Genomic DNA, 16,745 nt, shown 5'->3' with positions numbered 1-16,745 from the left:
AAGGTCACATGGACGCCCGCTCGGCCAGTTCTTGCGGGGTTCCGGCCATGATCACCGCGGCATGACGGGTGATGGTCTCAATGGGCCAGTCCCACCAGCGCACGGCGAGCAGCAGGTCGATCTCCTCATCGGTGAACCTGGCGCGGACCGGGCGAGCCGGGTTGCCCGCCACCACCTGGTAGGGGCCGACGTCCTTGGTCACGACGCTGCACGCGCCCACCACCGCACCATCGCCGATGGTGACCCCGGGCATGATCGTGGCGTCGCGCCCGATCCACACGTCGTTGCCGATGACGGTGTCGCCGGGCTGGTCGACGGCCAGGAAGGTGTCCAGCGTGGCGTCGGCCCAGTCGCCGCCGAACATGGCGAACGGGTAGGTGGAGGGCCCGATCATCGGGTGGTTGCCGCCGGGCATGAGGATCGTTACGCCGGGCCCGATGGTGGTGAACCTGCCGATGCGCAGCTTCTGCGGCCCATAGAGGTACTTCACACAGCGCCGCTCGAAGGGGGTGGGATCGCTCTCGGAGTCGGCGTAGCTGAACTCGCCGACGTCGATGAACTCCGAGGTGACCTCGTTCTTGAGGAACACGACGTTGGTGAGACCGGGCCGGGTGGTCGGGGTGAGCCGGTCGGGATCGGGCACGTTCTTCATCACACCTCCATCATGGATGCCCTGGCCTTGATGCCCCCTGCGGGGCGTGACCCGGGACATGTCCCATGCTGCCGGGCCGCCCTCTGCAGCATCAGACGCGGTACCCGATGTGGCGCCAGGCGGCGCAGATCTCACCTTCCCACGCCAGGACGTCATCTCGAGCCACATTGGGGATTCAGGGCATTCAGCTCTCATCTCGCAGACGACGCAGTTCGTCCTTGGCCCGGTCCAGCACCTGGCGCTGCTCGTCGTCCAGACCGCTGCCGGCCCTGTTCATGTAGAAGGTCAGCATCGACATCGCCGACCGGTAGGGCGATGACGCCTTTCTCCTGGTCGACTCCTTCGCAGATCGCATCAGCGACGCCGCGATCCGGGCCGGGTCCTTCCAACTGAACACCCCCTCCTCCAGGTCCAGGGAGTCCGAGTGCTCGGTGACGTCCTGGGACCACTTCTTCCTGTCGCTCATCTCCATCCCTCCTTCACCGGCGACACGTCACCACAGTAGGTCGCGATATGGCCACCTACGAGACGTCGATGCCCCGCCGCAGAGCCGCCAGCGCCTCTGAGCGGTCCCACCATTCGACCTCGTCGGCCCCGTCGAGCTCGATTAGGGGTTCGAGCGCCTCGTAGAGGATCGCCCTCTCGCGCAGAGACTCGTCGCCGGCGCCATAGGCACGGATCAGTTCATCCCTGAAGGAACTCCCGAACTGGTACGTGAAGCGGGCGAAGTCGATGGCCGGGTCCGACAGCGCGCTGTCGCCGAAATCGATCACTCCGATCAGATGACAGGCGTCGTCGACGAACCAGTGATCGCCCCGGAAGTCACCGTGGACCGCCACCGGCGCCGGCTCCAGCGCCTCCAGGCGCCCCAGCATCTCGCACACCCGGTCCGCGTCCCCGCGCGGAAGGATCGGGGCGACGCGCTGAAAGGCCTGGGCGAGCGCATCGAGCTGTGATCGTTCCGGCAGTCCGAGCCGGCGGGCGGTCGACGGCGGAACGGCATGCACAGTCCTCAGGAATGACGCTAGTTCGCCGACGATCGGCCCGGTGTCCGGTGGCGGGCCGGCCATCGGCCGGCCCCCGATCTCACGGGTGATGAGCACCCGTGGCAGCCCGCTGGCAGGATCGTCGAGACTGAGGGCGTCGCGAGGCACCGGCAGGCCAAGCGATGCCAGATGGCGCAGCCAGGGCACCTCGAAGGCACGTCCGCCGCCCCATCGCCACGGCTGCGGGTAGTCGTTCGGTACGCGGACGATCCAGGAGGAGTCCCCCGCCAGCACGCGGTACGCACGACTGGAAATACCCTCGTCCAGGAAGACTGCGCCCGTCACGTCGGCATCGGGCAGCGCCGCCCGCAGCTCCTGCTGGAGGGCGTCGGGGACCGGTGTGCGGAAAGTCACCGGTCCTCCGACCTGCGGGACCCTTCGCGGTACTGTCGCGAGACGTCGATGACGCGGGCGATGAGCGTTCTCAGGGTGCGTAGATTCTCCAGACCGACGGCGCCCCCGACGCGATCCGCCCAGGCGTGCTGCTCATGGGCCATCGCGGTCACGGCCCGACGGCCCTCCTGCGTGGGGACCAGGAGCTTCGCGCGCCGGTGATGCGGGTTGACCTTCCAGTCGGCCCATCCCCGCGCGACGACATCGTTGGCCACCCGTTGCACGCTCTGCCTGGTCAGCCCCAGACCGATCCGGCGGGCGATCTCTGCGACCGGCAACGGCGTCTCCAGGACAGCACCGAGCACCTGCCACCGGGCGGGCGTCAGTTCGTGCGGCGCGCTGATCATGGCCGCGGCGGAGAGGAACTCGCCGTTCAACTCGAAGGCCGGCAGCACAAGGCCGGTGAGCGCGTCCCCCTCAGGCGTCCTGCCAGGCATGGGTCGCCTCCATCAGCTCATAGAACGCGGCTGCCTCACCGGCCGTGTAGAGACGTTCCCAGGCTGCGACGACGTCGTCGGGATACAGCTCCGTCAGGCGCATGACCTCCGCGGTGAAGGCGACAGGATGCACCCCGCTCGCGGTGGTGATGCCGTCGTCGGTGACCACCGGCTCGGCCACATAGCGCTCCCCTCCGCGATAGCCGGACATCTGCAGGAAGGCGGTATCGTTGGACGTGTGCCTGCGCCGGTCGAGCAACCCGGCGCGAGCCAGCAGAAATGTCGCACCGCAGATCGCGGCGACCGAAACACCGCGCCGCAGCAGCGAGGCAATGAGTTCGAGCAGTCGATCGTGTCCAGTGTCGTAATGATCTCCTCCGGGGATCACCAGGGCCGCGAGCGAGTCGTCGCCGGCGAGGTCGGACAGGTCGACGGACGGCCGGACGGGCATCCCCCCGAGTGAGGACACCTCGGCGAGCCCGTCGCCCGCGAGCACCAGGGCGAACCGGCCTGGGCGGATCTCCTCCGCCCGGGCGATCTGGGTCGTGAGATAGGCGTACTCCCAGTCCGCCATCGTCTCTGTCGCGTACAGGGCGATCGTGCGCATCGTCATCACATCCTTCATCGGTAGTGTGCTGTCTATTATGACAGCATGCTGTCGTGACGCTAGATGTGCTCACGAGCGGGGATCAGCAGGAGGCGTCCAGCGACTCCAGCGTGTTGCATCCGGTCGCGTTGCGGGGCCCGATGAATCCCAATGTGGCACCAGACGGCGCGGACCCGTCCGTCTGGGGACCCGACGTCGCCTCGCGCCACATTCGGGACCGACTCCGCCTCGCTGACACCGTGGACAATGGGGGCATGGGACGGGATGCGGATGAGACCGGCGCCGGCCGGATCGGCGACGTCTTCCTGGCTGTGCCGAGATCGGAATTCCTGCCGAAGACGCTGCGCCGTTACGCCGACGTGGACGCCGCCCTGCCACTGGGCGACGGGCCCACCTGCTCCCAGCCCTCGACCGTACGAGAGATGCTCATCCTGCTCGACGTCCGCCCGGGCCAGCGGGTCCTCGACGTCGGCTCCGGATCGGGCTGGACGACCGGCCTGCTGTCCCGGTTGGCGTCGCCCGGAGGAGAGGTGATCGGTGTCGAGCTCGAACCGCGCCTGGTCGATTCCTCCCGCAGGGCGCTGGCCCGGATCCCCGGGCTGGGCCCCTGGAGGGTCGAGATCGCCGAGCCCGGCGTCCTCGGTCTGCCGTCGGCCGGTCCCTACGACCGGATTCTCGTCTCGGCCGACGCCCGCGCACGGGTCCCCTCCTCACTGGCCGCCCAACTCTCGGACGGCGGCCTCCTGGTGGTACCGGTGGACGGCGTCATGACCCGTGTGAGGCGATCCGGCGATCACCTGAAGGTCAGTCACCACGGGCAGTACGCCTTCGTCCCCCTCCAGGAATCCTGAGCGCACGCCCCGCCATCGGGGACCGCCCGGTCCGAAGCGCCTCGGCGACCAGTTCCTCGATCCGGGCCAGCTCGGAGGGCCGCAGGCCCACCATCGGTTCGGGAGCGAAGGCGAGGACCCGTCCGCTCCTGCGGGCCCAGCGACGGGCCTCGGACTCGTGAGCCAGGTCGTCGTCCAGCCACACCGCGAAGATCGGATCGGTCTGATCGACATGATCGCGGATGCTCGCGAACTTCTGCCACCGGCCGTCGGCCGACAGGCCACGCGACGGCAGCCATGTCCAATCGGCTGAACCCTCCAGGCCGACCTGCTCCCCGAACACCGCGGCCTCCGACTCCCAGGTCGTCAGCCAGTACGGTGTGACCTCCGGCGCAGCGAGCAGCCGGTTGATCCGTGCCATCATCTCGGGGGGCCACATGAGCACACCCCCCGCCGACGTGTAGGCCGACCACTCGTCCTCGTCCGGATCGACCGGGTCTGCGCCCGTCCTGCCACGACGGACCGGCCCGTAGCGGTTGAGCACCCCGTCGATGTCGAGATAGATGTTGATGCCGCCCATAGCTGTACTCTGCCTCACCGGTCAGGGCTGCATGGTCTGATCAGGGCCGCGCGACGCGAACAGGCCCCGATCTCGTCCCGCCCGCCGAATGCCGTGAGATCCGTCACATATCATGGGCACGGCTTCCACCATGCGGACCGTCCGAGGAGCGATCCAGGCCCGGGCACAGACTGCACCCATGGCTCCGAACCCGACCCATGGCCCCACGGCCGCGCCCGCAATGACGATCCAGGCGGTGACTCCCCGGTGAGCGCCGAGACCCGGAGCACCAGCTCAGAGCAGAGCGTCGCGACCGGCGATTCCCAGGACACCGGGGACCATCTGCGACGAGACCTCTCCAATCGTCACATCCAGCTCATCGCCATCGGCGGGGCGATCGGCACCGGCCTGTTCATGGGGTCGGGAAAGACGATCCACACCGCCGGCCCCAGCATCGTGGTGGCCTACCTGGTCATCGGCATCATGCTCTTCTTCGTCATGCGGGCGATGGGCGAGGTGCTGCTGTTCAACCTCAATTACAAGAGTTTCCAGGACTTCGCCGCAGACCTCCTCGGCCCGTGGGCCGGCTTCTTCCTCGGCTGGACCTACTGGCTGTGCTGGATCGCCACCGGCATGGCCGATCTCATCGGGGTCACGAGCTACTGGGAGTACTGGGTCGGCTCGAAGGGCCTGGCAGTCATCCTGGCGGTGGGCACCCTGCTGCTCCTGCTCGGGCTCAACCTCCTGACGGTCAAGCTCTTCGGCGAGCTCGAGTTCTGGTTCGCCCTCATCAAGCTCATCGCCATCTCGGTACTCATCATCGCGTCGGTGCTGCTGGTCGTCATCGGCCTGCGGGCACCCGACGGGACGCAGGCGTCGATCACCAATCTGTGGGCCCATGGCGGGTTCATGCCCTCGGGCTGGAGCGGACTGTTCGCCGGCTTCCAGATCGCGGTCTTCGCCTTCGTCGGCATCGAGCTGGTCGGCACCACCGCGGCGGAGACGAAGGATCCCGTCAAGACCCTGCCCAAAGCCATCAACGCGGTGCCGGTCCGGGTGCTGCTGTTCTACGTCCTGGCGCTGCTGGGCATCATGTCGGTCACCCCCTGGGACAGCGTCCACGCCGACTCCTCCCCCTTCGTCCAGATGTTCGGGCTCATCGGCTTCGGCGCCGCGGCCACCGTGATGAACTTCGTCGTCCTCACCTCCGCCGCCTCGGGGGCCAACTCGGGCATCTACTCGAACTCCCGGATGCTCTTCGGCCTGGCCCACAAGGGCATGGCGCCGAGGACCTTCGGGAGGCTCAGCCGATCCGGCGTGCCCACCTGGGGCCTGGTCTTCACCGTCGTCCTGGTGGGCGGTTCGGTGATCCTCACCCTCTCCAGCTCGATCATGGCGGCCTTCACCCTGGTGACGACGGTGGCCTCGGTGCTGTTCATCTTCGTGTGGTCGATGATCCTCGTCAGCTACCTGCGCTACCGGAAGCTGCACCCGGGTGCGCACCGGGAGTCGGTCTACCCGATGCCGGGCGGCCGGGGGATGTGCTGGGTTGTCCTGGCCTTCTTCGTCTTCGTGCTGGTACTGCTCACCCAGGAGCCCGACACCTTGGCGGCCATGGAGCTGACGCCGGTCTGGTTCGCCATCCTCGGAGCGGTCTGGGCGGTGGTGCGACGCCGTGCCCGCACCGACGACTCGGGCACCGAGTCCGTCCAGCCGGGCAAGTAGCCCCAGCTCAGGCTCAGATCCAGAGGAGCTGGTCGACGTCGACCCGCTCGCGCACGCCGGGGCCGACGCCGGCCGGCGGCACTCCGATCGCGGTCATGGTAATCGGCACGAAGGGGGCCTCGATGCCGAACTCGGCGGCCAGCCCCTGCTGGTCGAAGGAGCCGAACTGGCGGACGTGCAGGCCCATCTCCTCGGCCTGGATGCTCATGTGGGCGACGGCGTCCCCCAGGTCGTAGAAGCCGATGCCCCGCTCGTCGGACTCGCAGATGTTGACCACCAGGGCGGCAGCGTCCAGGGCCCAGTCGGAGTGCCCGGTCACGAAGGGCTCCAGCCGGGAGCGGGTCTGGTCGCCGCGGATGCCCACGATGAACCGCCAGGGCTGCCGGTTCATCGCAGAAGGCGCCCACCGGGCCGCCTCCAGCAGGAGACTGACGTCGTCAGGGGAGATGGTCTGGATAGGGTCGTAGGATCGCGGGCTCCAACGCCCGCGCAGCACTGGTGCGATGTCGGTCATGGCGTCAGGATAGGGACCGCTCTCAGGGCCTCGGCGGTGACCTTGCCCTGGCGTCGCGCCAGCCGGAGAACCGCGACATCGCCTTTCCGGACGGCGTCGGACGTGTCACCCGCGGATCGGGGGTGCGCATCAGCGATCCGGCACAACAGAGACCCCCGCATACGCGAGGAGGTGACACGCTCCAGTTGATAACACAGCCGCACAACCGGCGCACCGATCCAACAGATCGCTGAGAGCGATGCTAGTCTCATGGCATCACGAGCAAAATTGTACAGAGCCGTACAACCTTAGGAACCTCCATGACCTTTCGCTATTCCTATCTCATGTCCCCGCCGCTACGGGACCTTCTCCTCCAAGACCGCGACCGAGGCCACGTCCACGTCATGTCCGCATTCGCGAGGATTGAAGGCGATGCTCCAAGAGCATCGATGGGGATCCTCTGGCACATTGATCGGCACCGGAGCATCCTCACAGTTCAGTCAGACGCTCCACCGGCCCATCCCGGGCTGCTGGGCGACCTCCAGAGAGTCCACGAAGTGGCGATCCCCTCTGCCGGCGATGAGCTGGAGATCAAGGTGCTGCTCGCCTGCCAGAAGACTCCGCCATCACAGGTTCCCCGGGCTCTGCGCGCCCAGCTCAAGGCACGTACCGACGGCGAGCAGCCTGGCACGCCTCATGCACCGGGTCAGGGGCGCGCGTATCGGTCGCGCTCAGTCACCGTGCCGGAGGAGGAGCGCGCCGCCTGGCTGTCGCACGTCTTCGATCGCCACGGCCTGTGGGTCGAGGAGAAGACTCTCGAGGTCTCATCCCTGCGTCACGCCAACCTTGGCAAGCATGGCCGTGGCATCCCGGCCGTCGAAGTGACCACCCGCGCCATCGTCGAGCGGGCGCCCGAGTTCACCCATGCGCTGCAGCACGGCGTCGGCAAGGGCCGCACCTACGGGCTCGGTCTTCTTCGTACTCGGGCCCTCTGACCCCTTTCTCCCTCTCCCTACCTCGCGCTTCGGGGTGCGCTCGAATATCTGAACCGTCACTGCCGTACCCATCCTCAGGAGGACACCATGTCGACCACCCTCAAGAACAACGTCATGCAGCACGTGAAGGACCCGGCTGTTGCAGGCCTGGTCCTCGAGACCGTGCATCGGCCTCTCGGCGGAGCCAGCGTCGCCGTGTCACCGCCTACCTATGCCCGCCCGGAGGGGGACAAGTCGCGGATTCCGCTGCACGCCGTCTCTGATACTGCGTTCATCCCGGAGCGGGACGATTCCGGATGGTACAGCGCTTTTCGTCGCGATCCCGACGGCAGTCCCGTCCTCGGTGCACGTGTCGCGCTCGACAGCGTCGGCGCCGAGAGCGGTATGGCGGAGACATGTCTCTGGAACGCGCAGGACCGGTTGGGGATCCGTCTGCCCGCGCTTATTGTCGGCGGCAGCGATGCACCGTCGGGCGCACCAGAGCCTGACTCGCAGATAGCAGCGGCGCTCAGGGTGGAGGCATCAACCTGGGAAGTCGCCCACCGCCAGAACGATGCCTGGATGAAGTTCGCGCAGACCGAGTCCGGCACCCCGGTCTGGCAGGACGAGGCCCCTGGATCGGTCAAGGAACTCATCACGACGACCAGCCCCCGCACCGGTGAACAGCTCTACCGGCACTTCCCGAACGCGGCCATCTACGGCTTCTGGCTCTCCTCGGGCTCAGCCGCCCGGCATAAGATGCCCCGCGCCTACTCCTCGGAGATCGTCGGCTACGGTGCTCATGGGGTGAGGACCGGCGCGACCAAGCTCGATCCTGTGGGCGGCGCGTCCGACTCATCGAGGGTGAGTTTCAAGGACAACGCGCTGAAGGTCGGGGGCGCGAAGGGGAAGAAGCCTTCCGAGGCAGGCTTCGGGCAGGTTCCCCGCACCGTGTTCGTGACGCAGTACGCGTGCGAATTGATCCTCCAGCAGGCGAGCATCTCCCTCAGCGTCCTCCGCTCGATCCACTTCGCCGATACCCAAGCGAAGGACAGCGCATTGACCACCCTGACTCTGCTCGCGCTGGCAGGCCACGCACTCGCCGGGGAGGACGGATTCCTCCGTACCGGGTGCGCGCTGGTGCCCGTTGAGGAGCGTTTCGGCTGGGTCTCCAGGGGTCACGCCTCACCGGAAGAGCTGACAGTCAACTCAACAGATGAGATCATCGAAGCATTGCAGGAATCCGCCAAGGAGACCGCAAGCCTCGGTCTGGCCTTCGCCGAGCCCATCCGCCTGCACTACTCCGGGGCGGAGCAACACCTGATCGCCGAACGGGTGAAGACCGAACGCGACAAGGCCTTCAGCGAAGGGGAATGACGGTGATCGCTGTCACCATCACCCTGCTGAGACCCGCCTTCCACGGGCTGGACAGCCAGGGACAGGCGCAGTGGCCGCCCGCCCCCGTCCGGGTCCTGGGTGCCCTGAAGGCGGGCGCACACGCACTCGAGGACTCACATACAGCGGACCTCGCACATGCAGCGATCGCGCGCATCGCAGGATCTCCTCCGCCGGTCATTCATGCACCTGACGCGGTAGATCTGGAAGTCCCCGGCACTTATACCGATAGGACCTCCCTGCCGGAGAAGCTCACCAAGTCCAACGACAGCAAGCCGGAACGGTTCCTCGGCCTTCAGCTCTTCGGCATGGACTCGAAGAACCGGGACCTCAAGCCCCAGGGAGGAATGGCCCTCGATGGGCGCGTGATCGATGTGCTCATCGACATCGACCTTCCGTCAGACGAGACCGCCGCGCTCGACGCCGCAGCCGCTCTCATCCCCTATTTCGGGCGCTCCCAGGACCCTGCGATGATCGAGGTCCGGCATGCAGAGCTGCTACCGGCGTCTCCGACGCGTGTCAGCTGGTATCCCCGCGAGGACGCTGCCGGTCGCACGCGCGGCTGGCAGCCGAACACTATCGAGTGGATGGACGAGAACTACGCACGCGTCTTCGGCGAGGACCCGGCGCTGAACGCCCTTCCACCGCTCCCCGCCGGGGCCTACACCCGTACGCTGACGTACAGCCCGGTGCGGGTGCGCCCGGGATCGATGACTGTGGTTCCCCTCGAATTCCCTGTCGAACAGCACCGGGTGCGCAAGCTGTTCCTTGAGATGGCGCAGGACCTGCCATCCGGTTGGAGGGCCTTCCCTCTCACCGTGAGTGGGCACACTGCCTCCGACGGACGGCTCGTCGGTATCGGGTTCCTCGGGAACGGTGGCCATGCGGATTACTCATCACCTGCAATGGTCGTGGCCGACGCCGTCGCGCGCTCGGGTCTTCGTGGCGGCCGACCCGTACGGCTCTCAGCAGCACACGAACCACGCACGTGGGAGAGAGTTTCACGCAGGTGGGTATCGACGACGCCGTTGCGCGCCTTTCCGGATCCCCGGGTCCTCGCCTTCGTCATCACCCAGGAGATCGCGGATCGGTACGGCACCACTGCGATCGTGCAGGAGGCCCAGGCCAGCCCGGTGTCAGCGCAGGATCACCGCTGGTCCGGGGAGGGGCTCACCGATGGTCTCGGTCAGTGGTGGCTGAGCATCGAGACCGCGGACGAGATCAAGGGACCACTCATGCTCGGCGCCTCGACCGAACAAGGCTTCGGCATGTTCCGTCCGACCGATCACGTCACAAGGAGTCAGTCATGACCACGAGTTCGGGGTTCCCGACGTTCTCGGAGTTCTTTGCAGCGGTTCACGGTTTCGAGCCGCATGCCTGGCAGGCCGACCTGGCACGCAGCGTCCAGGAAACCGGTCAGTGGCCCTGGACTCTCGCCGTTCCGACCGGACTCGGGAAGACATCGGCCATCGATGTCGCCGTCTACGAACTCGCCCGGCAGTGTCATGAGGACAGCCGCCGAACGGCTCCCCAGCGCATCTTCCATGTCGTCGACCGCCGTCGGATCATCGACTCCACAGCCGCGCATGCAGCCCACCTCGCGGCCTGCATCAACGATCCGACGACCGATGTACTCAGAGCGGTCCACGACTCCCTCGCTCCGCTTCGAAGCGCAGGTAACGAACTCGTCGTCACCGTGAGCAGTATCCACGGCGAACGTCCGGATGACAGAGTCTGGATGCAGGCCACGGGCTGCTCAGTCATATCGCTCACCTCCCACCAGTACGTCTCGCGGCTCCTCCTGCGCGGTTACGGGGTCAGTCCGGGAACCCGCTCGATCGCGGCCGGCCTCTGCGGCATTGATGCCCTCGTCCTCTTCGATGAACCGCATCTGTCGTCGCAGAGCATCCACACGATTCTGCGAGTGCAGGAATTGCAGGCACGGGCACCTGAGGATCTCGGAGTCCCTCCGCTCCAGATGGCCCTGCTCGGGGCCACCGTGCCGCCTGCTCTCGCGGATTTGCAAGGTAGCGATCGAGGACGACTCGCTATAGACAGTGCCTCTGAGAGAGGACACGCCGCCGTTGAGCGTCTCGCAGCGAGGAGGACGGCATTCGTTCAGTGGGTGAAGCCGACCGACGGCGAGATCAGGAATGCCCTCGTCGCCGCTGCCAAGGAGGCCTGGAAGCGAAATGCCCGACGGGTGATCGTGTTCGCCAACACGGTGGAGATCGCCCAGGCGGTGTATTCCGGGCTCGCCCGCCGGAGAAAGGCCGGCGCCTCTCCGCTCATGCTGCTGACCTCGCACTTCAGACCGTTTGACAGAACGGGGCTGGACAGTGAACTCCTCGAGGGGCCCTGCACGGTTGTGGCCACCCAGACCCTGGAGGTCGGGGTGGATGTCACCTTCGATGAGCTGATCACTGAGGCGCCGTCCTGGGCCTCATTGAAGCAGCGGCTCGGGCGCCTCAACCGGGACGGCACGTCGAATGAGCATGGTCGAGCAACCGTCGTCGCCGGGTGGAACGACGCCTCTGCAGAAGCCGTCGTGCGCAAGGGCAGTGCCGCTGTCTACGGTGAGCGCACTGTCGGGGCGGCAACACGCTTGTTGCACTCACAGGACGACCTGACAGCTCGTCAGGGGATCGACATGGGCTTCGACGGGCTGCGTGCCATCGAAATGTCGGACCTGTTCGACGCTGAGGCGCTGGAAGCCGAACCAGCCCGAATCGGGACACTCACGTCATCGCACCTTCCCCTGCTCGCGCAGACCCGCCCGGTTCCCGACCCCGATATCCCGGTCGATGCACTCATCAGCGGCCCTGATACCGAACATGCTCGGGAGATCGCTGTCGCGTGGCGCGACGAACTATCGGTCTTCGATGACCCGAGCTCACCACGTGTCGATCCGAGCGAATACGTCACCATTCGCCGAGACCTCTTCGACGTATTCCTCAGATCCCTGCAGTGGAATCCGTTAGGCGGCAGTGATCGGGAGCAGATCCGAATCTGGGATCCGAGACAGGAACGCTGGGCGATCCCAGGTAGCCGCTTCGAGGCCAGTGAGGCTTCACAGATCATTCTTTCAAGCAGTCTCGGAGGATATACCCCTGAGCTCGGCTGGACCGGCGCCAGGAACGATGCCGGCGGGCTCGACATCTCAACAGATGCGCTGATCCGTATGCTGACGGCGAGTGCGGGCGGGCCCGTGTCATCATCGGCAGATCTGGTGATCACTCATTCCCTGTGGCTGAGGCTGACCGACGACGGCGACGCACGCAGGATCGAGGGCGTCGACACGAATGGCCTCTCAGATGTTCTGGCAACGCTGGGGTCCCGGTCCTCCGGAGGGGCCGACGATGATGAGACTCTCGAAGCGCTGGAGGATGCGGCGCAGGACCTCGCCGAGAACGTTGCGGAGTACTGCGGTCTCGATATCAACTCTGACCGACTGCAGATTTTGCAGAGCAGCAACCAAGCGGTCGTCGTGAGGTTCGCGCAGGACATCAAGGCGAGAACCTCGGAAGAGCAAACTCTGGACTTGCACCGGCGGCAAGTTGCGGCGTGGGCAGACGCCGATGCCACGGCGGTCGGCCTCCCGCAACCGATCATCGACATGCTGCTGGAGGCGGGTCTTTGTCATGACGATGGAAAACTTCGCCCTGAGTGGCAGGCATATATCGGGGCTGATGACGTGCCATTGGCACGCTCAAGCCGGCGGCGCGCCGCTCAGGTGGAAGCTGCGCGATGGAAGGCGTGCGGTCTTGAGGACGGGTGGCGCCATGAAGCAGACTCGGTCCGTCGCCTCGAGACGGCTCCATCACTGCTCGGCCATCTTGTCGGTTCGCATCATGGGTGGTACCGGCCGATTCTTCCTCCCGTACGGACCTCGGGTGGAGGAATTCCTGAGTATCCGCGTGTACTCGGTCATGCCGATCAGTTCGCGGAACTTAATACCAGATTCGGCGTGTGGGGGCTGTCCTATCTTGAGGCGGTTCTCCGCCTCGCCGACTGGAATGCAGCGGCGAAGGCCGAGGAGTGCCGACCACGAGATATTTCAGGGAGCAGCCACAAGTCCGATCCTGCCATTCATGGACCACTTGGCGGTCATCCTGAGGTACGCCGGCTGGACGGACTGCGTACGCACCCCTTGACCGGCTGGCACGCAGCGACGGGGCTGCTGATCGCGGCACATATCGCCGATCCGGCAGCGACGATCCACTGGGAGCCGTTTGGAGGCCCTGGTGCCGCACCGATCATCCCGGTCCTGACAACGACTGCACCACTGGACGAGCTGGTTTCCCAGATCCTCCACGACCCGCAGTGGAACAAGGCACAAGCGCTCGCCACATCGCACGGACTCAGCAATATGGGGTTCGGAGTCAAGTATCAGAAACTGGAGCCGGCCGCCTGCCTCCACGGTCTCCTCCTTGATGCTGACGATGCAGAAGTTGGACTCGCCGCCGGGGTGGCGAGTGATCTTGCGGCGACAGAGACGAAGGGTGCGATCCCGATGCCGATCGTGCCTTTCGCCAACATGGCGTCCTACCCGAGCGTTGCACTGAAGATGGTGGCAGGGAATAACACACCTTCCCATTCAGATATCCACGATGTGTGCGCCGCTCTCCTCTCCGAGGCAAAGGGATTCAGCGATGAAAAGTGCGACGGCGGCATGGACAGACCGGAGGCTGTGAAGCCAGGGATCAATGGCCTCGGAAGCCCCGAGACCAGACAGACCCGTTCTGTGCTCGCTCCCCTGGCGATGTACGGCATAGGGCTCCTGGGGAGCGGACCGGTGCGTGGTCTTGGCGTGACGCGATCCGGAAAACTGGTCCTCCCGCTGCCGACAACGCCAGTGACGCTGAATGAGTTGCGCGCAATGACGTATGTGGGTGCTGTGCATCCGAGATGGCCTTGGGCGGTTGACGGCCTCGACTGGGTGTACAGCGCAGAAAAGAAGAAGGTCCCTGCGGCGGGAGACAAAGTTTTCCAGTGGCTCGGAGGACCGCGCTCGCGCAGGGCTAGTGAGGTCTGACAGGGGGCCACAGCCAGTATCGCCCGTAGTCAGTTAGTATCCGCCCCGCGTATGCGGGGGTGAGCCGCACGTCGAATTCGAGGAGGCGCGCCATGCCGAATCCGCCCCGCGTATGCGGGGGTGAGCCGACGGGCACATCCACCCACCGGCCAAGCGCGGGATCCGCCCCGCGTATGCGGGGGTGAGCCGTAGCCGGATTTCTTGCTGATCCGTTCAGCGTTATCCGCCCCGCGTATGCGGGGGTGAGCCCATCATGGCGTCCCGCTACGACGGTAAGAAGACATCCGCCCCGCGTATGCGGGGGTGAGCCCTCGACGCGCTGCCTGAGGGATCGGTGGTGCTCATCCGCCCCGCGTATGCGGGGGTGAGCCCGCGCTCGCCGCCGACTACAACGTGCGCGGCTGATCCGCCCCGCGTATGCGGGGGTGAGCCCACATGGAGCTGGTGACGAATGCCGAGAACGTCATCCGCCCCGCGTATGCGGGGGTGAGCCCACTTTGCTGGGTCGTCAGAGGTCGAACGGAACATCCGCCCCGCGTATGCGGGGGTGAGCCCTCAGCCTTGGCGCGAAGGCGCTGTACGGGGCGATCCGCCCCGCGTATGCGGGGGTGAGCCCCGCAGCCATCACAACCTCACCAGGTGAATATCAATCCGCCCCGCGTATGCGGGGGTGAGCCCGAGAACCGTCAGTCTCCAGCATTCGACGCCAAATCCGCCCCGCGTATGCGGGGGTGAGCCCCCATCATGACCACGCAACTCCAGCTATTCACAATCCGCCCCGCGTATGCGGGGGTGAGCCCCGTGGGAAACTGAGTTCCCACGGCGGAAGGTCATCCGCCCCGCGTATGCGGGGGTGAGCCCTCCGAGAATCCGATTTTGCCAGCCGAGGCGAGATCCGCCCCGCGTATGCGGGGGTGAGCCCCTCATACCGCCACCCTCCCGGACAGTGGAGAGATCCGCCCCGCGTATGCGGGGGTGAGCCCGCGGGCCAGACGGTCGGCGAGCGCCCTCATGGATCCGCCCCGCGTATGCGGGGGTGAGCCCTTCCCGCTCCCAGGTGAGATGCCAGCAAGGCAATCCGCCCCGCGTATGCGGGGGTGAGCCCATGTCGAGCTCGGAGGCCACCTGGTAGATGGTATCCGCCCCGCGTATGCGGGGGTGAGCCCCATGATGCGCACATTCACCGCAGCACTGACCAATCCGCCCCGCGTATGCGGGGGTGAGCCCAGCGCTTCCTGGTGTTGACCGAGACAGGCTGGATCCGCCCCGCGTATGCGGGGGTGAGCCTTGTGAGCAGCACCCGGATTTGCCGCACCGGATATCCGCCCCGCGTATGCGGGGGTGAGCCCCCCGACGGCGGACCGCTCGGAGCGAGCGACTAATCCGCCCCGCGTATGCGGGGGTGAGCCCCGCACATCCGGACACCCCCACCGATCCCAGCGCATCCGCCCCGCGTATGCGGGGGTGAGCCGAGGAGACCAGATGGGCGGCGTGGAAGCATGAGATCCGCCCCGCGTATGCGGGGGTGAGCCCGCTTGTTTGACCGGATGGCCGTCCCGGTGACTATCCGCCCCGCGTATGCGGGGGTGAGCCCCGGTGGTCGGGTCAGGGTGGGCCTCAGACCGGATCCGCCCCGCGTATGCGGGGGTGAGCCCCAGATGGAGGCGCACGGGGTCTCCACCCGAGGATCCGCCCCGCGTATGCGGGGGTGAGCCCCGGACGCGTTCATCGTGTCGTAGCAGTTGCAGATCCGCCCCGCGTATGCGGGGGTGAGCCCGGCGGTGGCGCCGCGTCGCCTCTCTGGCCGATATCCGCCCCGCGTATGCGGGGGTGAGCCCTACCTCGCGGCGATGGGTGAATCGCAGCGGCAATCCGCCCCGCGTATGCGGGGGTGAGCCGTCACCGGACGCCGACGCATAGATCGGCGTCCCATCCGCCCCGCGTATGCGGGGGTGAGCCGATGAATGCGGGGATGACGGTGTCCGCGCCGGAATCCGCCCCGCGTATGCGGGGGTGAGCCGCAGTACAGGACGCAGGCGCACCTGTACGGGCGATCCGCCCCGCGTATGCGGGGGTGAGCCAGTCCCAGCCGCATACGAAAGGCCGCCCGATCAATCCGCCCCGCGTATGCGGGGGTGAGCCGATCTCGACTCCTCGTGGACAGGTTCCAATCGAATCCGCCCCGCGTATGCGGGGGTGAGCCGATGCAGCGCCTGATCCTCGACGCGTTGACGGAATCCGCCCCGCGTATGCGGGGGTGAGCCGCCGGCCCGCCCGCTCCTGGCGCCCTGGACCGTATCCGCCCCGCGTATGCGGGGGTGAGCCCGCGGAGTGAGTGGTGTTGTCGGCGTAGCACATATCCGCCCCGCGTATGCGGGGGTGAGCCCGCCCCATCCTCACATTCATGTCCTCACGGTCAATCCGCCCCGCGTATGCGGGGGTGAGCCCCTGTCAGGTCGTCTCACGGCCTCCTCCTTTCAATCCGCCCCGCGTATGCGGGGGTGAGCCGCAGTCGGCCGCCGCACGCCAGGTCGCCGTCGCATCCGCCCCGCGTATGCGGGGGTGAGCCGTGCACGTCGGTCTTGGCCCCCTGGCCGGT

General features: G+C 66.7%; 13 protein-coding genes and 1 CRISPR repeat array (1 of these 14 running past the window's edge). Of the genes, 6 read left to right on the top strand and 7 right to left on the bottom strand.

Annotation, left to right across the window (positions count from 1 at the left end; all coding sequences use genetic code 11):
- Positions 1-4 precede the first annotated feature (4 nt).
- From JS278_RS05785 to JS278_RS05765, 5 genes are all read right to left on the bottom strand, one after another.
- The gene (locus JS278_RS05785; RefSeq protein WP_114044354.1) at positions 5-652 is read right to left on the bottom strand and encodes a CatB-related O-acetyltransferase; all 648 of its coding nucleotides are present in this window, start codon (positions 650-652) and stop codon (positions 5-7) included.
- Positions 653-836: 184 nt separating this feature from the next.
- Positions 837-1,118, bottom strand: a complete 282-nt coding sequence (locus JS278_RS05780) for a DUF3175 domain-containing protein (RefSeq protein WP_245935213.1) — start codon at positions 1,116-1,118, stop codon at positions 837-839.
- Positions 1,119-1,173: 55 nt separating this feature from the next.
- Complete coding sequence (locus JS278_RS05775; protein ID WP_114044352.1) at positions 1,174-2,052, bottom strand: aminoglycoside phosphotransferase family protein; 879 nt, start codon at positions 2,050-2,052, stop codon at positions 1,174-1,176.
- Positions 2,049-2,528 carry a MarR family winged helix-turn-helix transcriptional regulator gene (locus tag JS278_RS05770; protein WP_114044351.1) on the bottom strand — a complete coding sequence of 160 codons (480 nt, stop codon included), beginning with the start codon at positions 2,526-2,528 and terminating at the stop codon, positions 2,049-2,051. The genes JS278_RS05775 and JS278_RS05770 overlap by 4 nt, the downstream gene beginning before the upstream one ends.
- Positions 2,509-3,153 (bottom strand): DJ-1/PfpI family protein, encoded by a 645-nt coding sequence (locus JS278_RS05765; protein WP_220150043.1) that lies wholly within the window; start codon positions 3,151-3,153, stop codon positions 2,509-2,511. Before JS278_RS05765 ends, JS278_RS05770 begins: the two co-directional genes overlap by 20 nt.
- A gap of 236 nt (positions 3,154-3,389) precedes the next feature.
- Here JS278_RS05765 and JS278_RS05760 point away from each other — a divergent pair, with 236 nt between their 5' ends.
- Positions 3,390-3,986 (top strand): protein-L-isoaspartate O-methyltransferase family protein, encoded by a 597-nt coding sequence (locus JS278_RS05760; RefSeq protein ID WP_114046146.1) that lies wholly within the window; start codon positions 3,390-3,392, stop codon positions 3,984-3,986.
- Here JS278_RS05760 and JS278_RS05755 read toward each other — a convergent pair.
- On the bottom strand, positions 3,940-4,545 hold the full coding sequence (locus JS278_RS05755) for an HAD domain-containing protein (protein ID WP_114044350.1): 606 nt from the start codon (positions 4,543-4,545) through the stop codon (positions 3,940-3,942). The genes JS278_RS05760 and JS278_RS05755 overlap by 47 nt on opposite strands.
- 246 nt (positions 4,546-4,791) lie before the next feature.
- On the opposite strand from JS278_RS05755, the gene JS278_RS05750 reads away from it, so the two are divergent.
- Complete coding sequence (locus JS278_RS05750) at positions 4,792-6,249, top strand: amino acid permease (protein WP_114044349.1); 1,458 nt, start codon at positions 4,792-4,794, stop codon at positions 6,247-6,249.
- A gap of 13 nt (positions 6,250-6,262) precedes the next feature.
- On the opposite strand, the gene JS278_RS05745 is transcribed toward JS278_RS05750, so the two are convergent.
- On the bottom strand, positions 6,263-6,763 hold the full coding sequence (locus JS278_RS05745) for a nitroreductase family protein (RefSeq protein WP_114044348.1): 501 nt from the start codon (positions 6,761-6,763) through the stop codon (positions 6,263-6,265).
- Between the two features lie 299 nt (positions 6,764-7,062).
- On the opposite strand from JS278_RS05745, the gene JS278_RS05740 reads away from it, so the two are divergent.
- From JS278_RS05740 to cas3g, 4 genes are all read left to right on the top strand, one after another.
- Positions 7,063-7,737 carry a type I-E CRISPR-associated protein Cas6/Cse3/CasE gene (locus JS278_RS05740; protein WP_114044347.1) on the top strand — a complete coding sequence of 225 codons (675 nt, stop codon included), beginning with the start codon at positions 7,063-7,065 and terminating at the stop codon, positions 7,735-7,737.
- Positions 7,738-7,824: 87 nt separating this feature from the next.
- Positions 7,825-9,093, top strand: coding sequence for a type I-G CRISPR-associated protein Cas7 (locus JS278_RS05735; RefSeq protein ID WP_114044346.1), 1,269 nt, complete (start codon positions 7,825-7,827; stop codon positions 9,091-9,093).
- A 2-nt stretch (positions 9,094-9,095) separates the two neighbouring features.
- Complete coding sequence (gene csb2 / locus JS278_RS05730) at positions 9,096-10,421, top strand: type I-G CRISPR-associated protein Csb2 (RefSeq protein ID WP_181833837.1); 1,326 nt, start codon at positions 9,096-9,098, stop codon at positions 10,419-10,421.
- Positions 10,418-14,146 carry a type I-G CRISPR-associated helicase/endonuclease Cas3g gene (gene cas3g / locus JS278_RS05725; protein WP_114044344.1) on the top strand — a complete coding sequence of 1,243 codons (3,729 nt, stop codon included), beginning with the start codon at positions 10,418-10,420 and terminating at the stop codon, positions 14,144-14,146. The genes csb2 and cas3g overlap by 4 nt, the downstream gene beginning before the upstream one ends.
- A 38-nt stretch (positions 14,147-14,184) precedes the next feature.
- A CRISPR array of direct repeats spans positions 14,185-16,745; the repeat unit is 29 nt; unit sequence ATCCGCCCCGCGTATGCGGGGGTGAGCCC (it continues 1,501 nt past the right edge of the window).

It is taken from the genome of Acidipropionibacterium virtanenii (genome assembly GCF_003325455.1).
GTDB classification, from domain to species: Bacteria; Actinomycetota; Actinomycetes; order Propionibacteriales; family Propionibacteriaceae; genus Acidipropionibacterium; species Acidipropionibacterium virtanenii.
The sequence above is the reverse complement of the archived record's forward strand: the minus strand, read 5'-3'. Positions and strand labels throughout refer to the sequence as shown.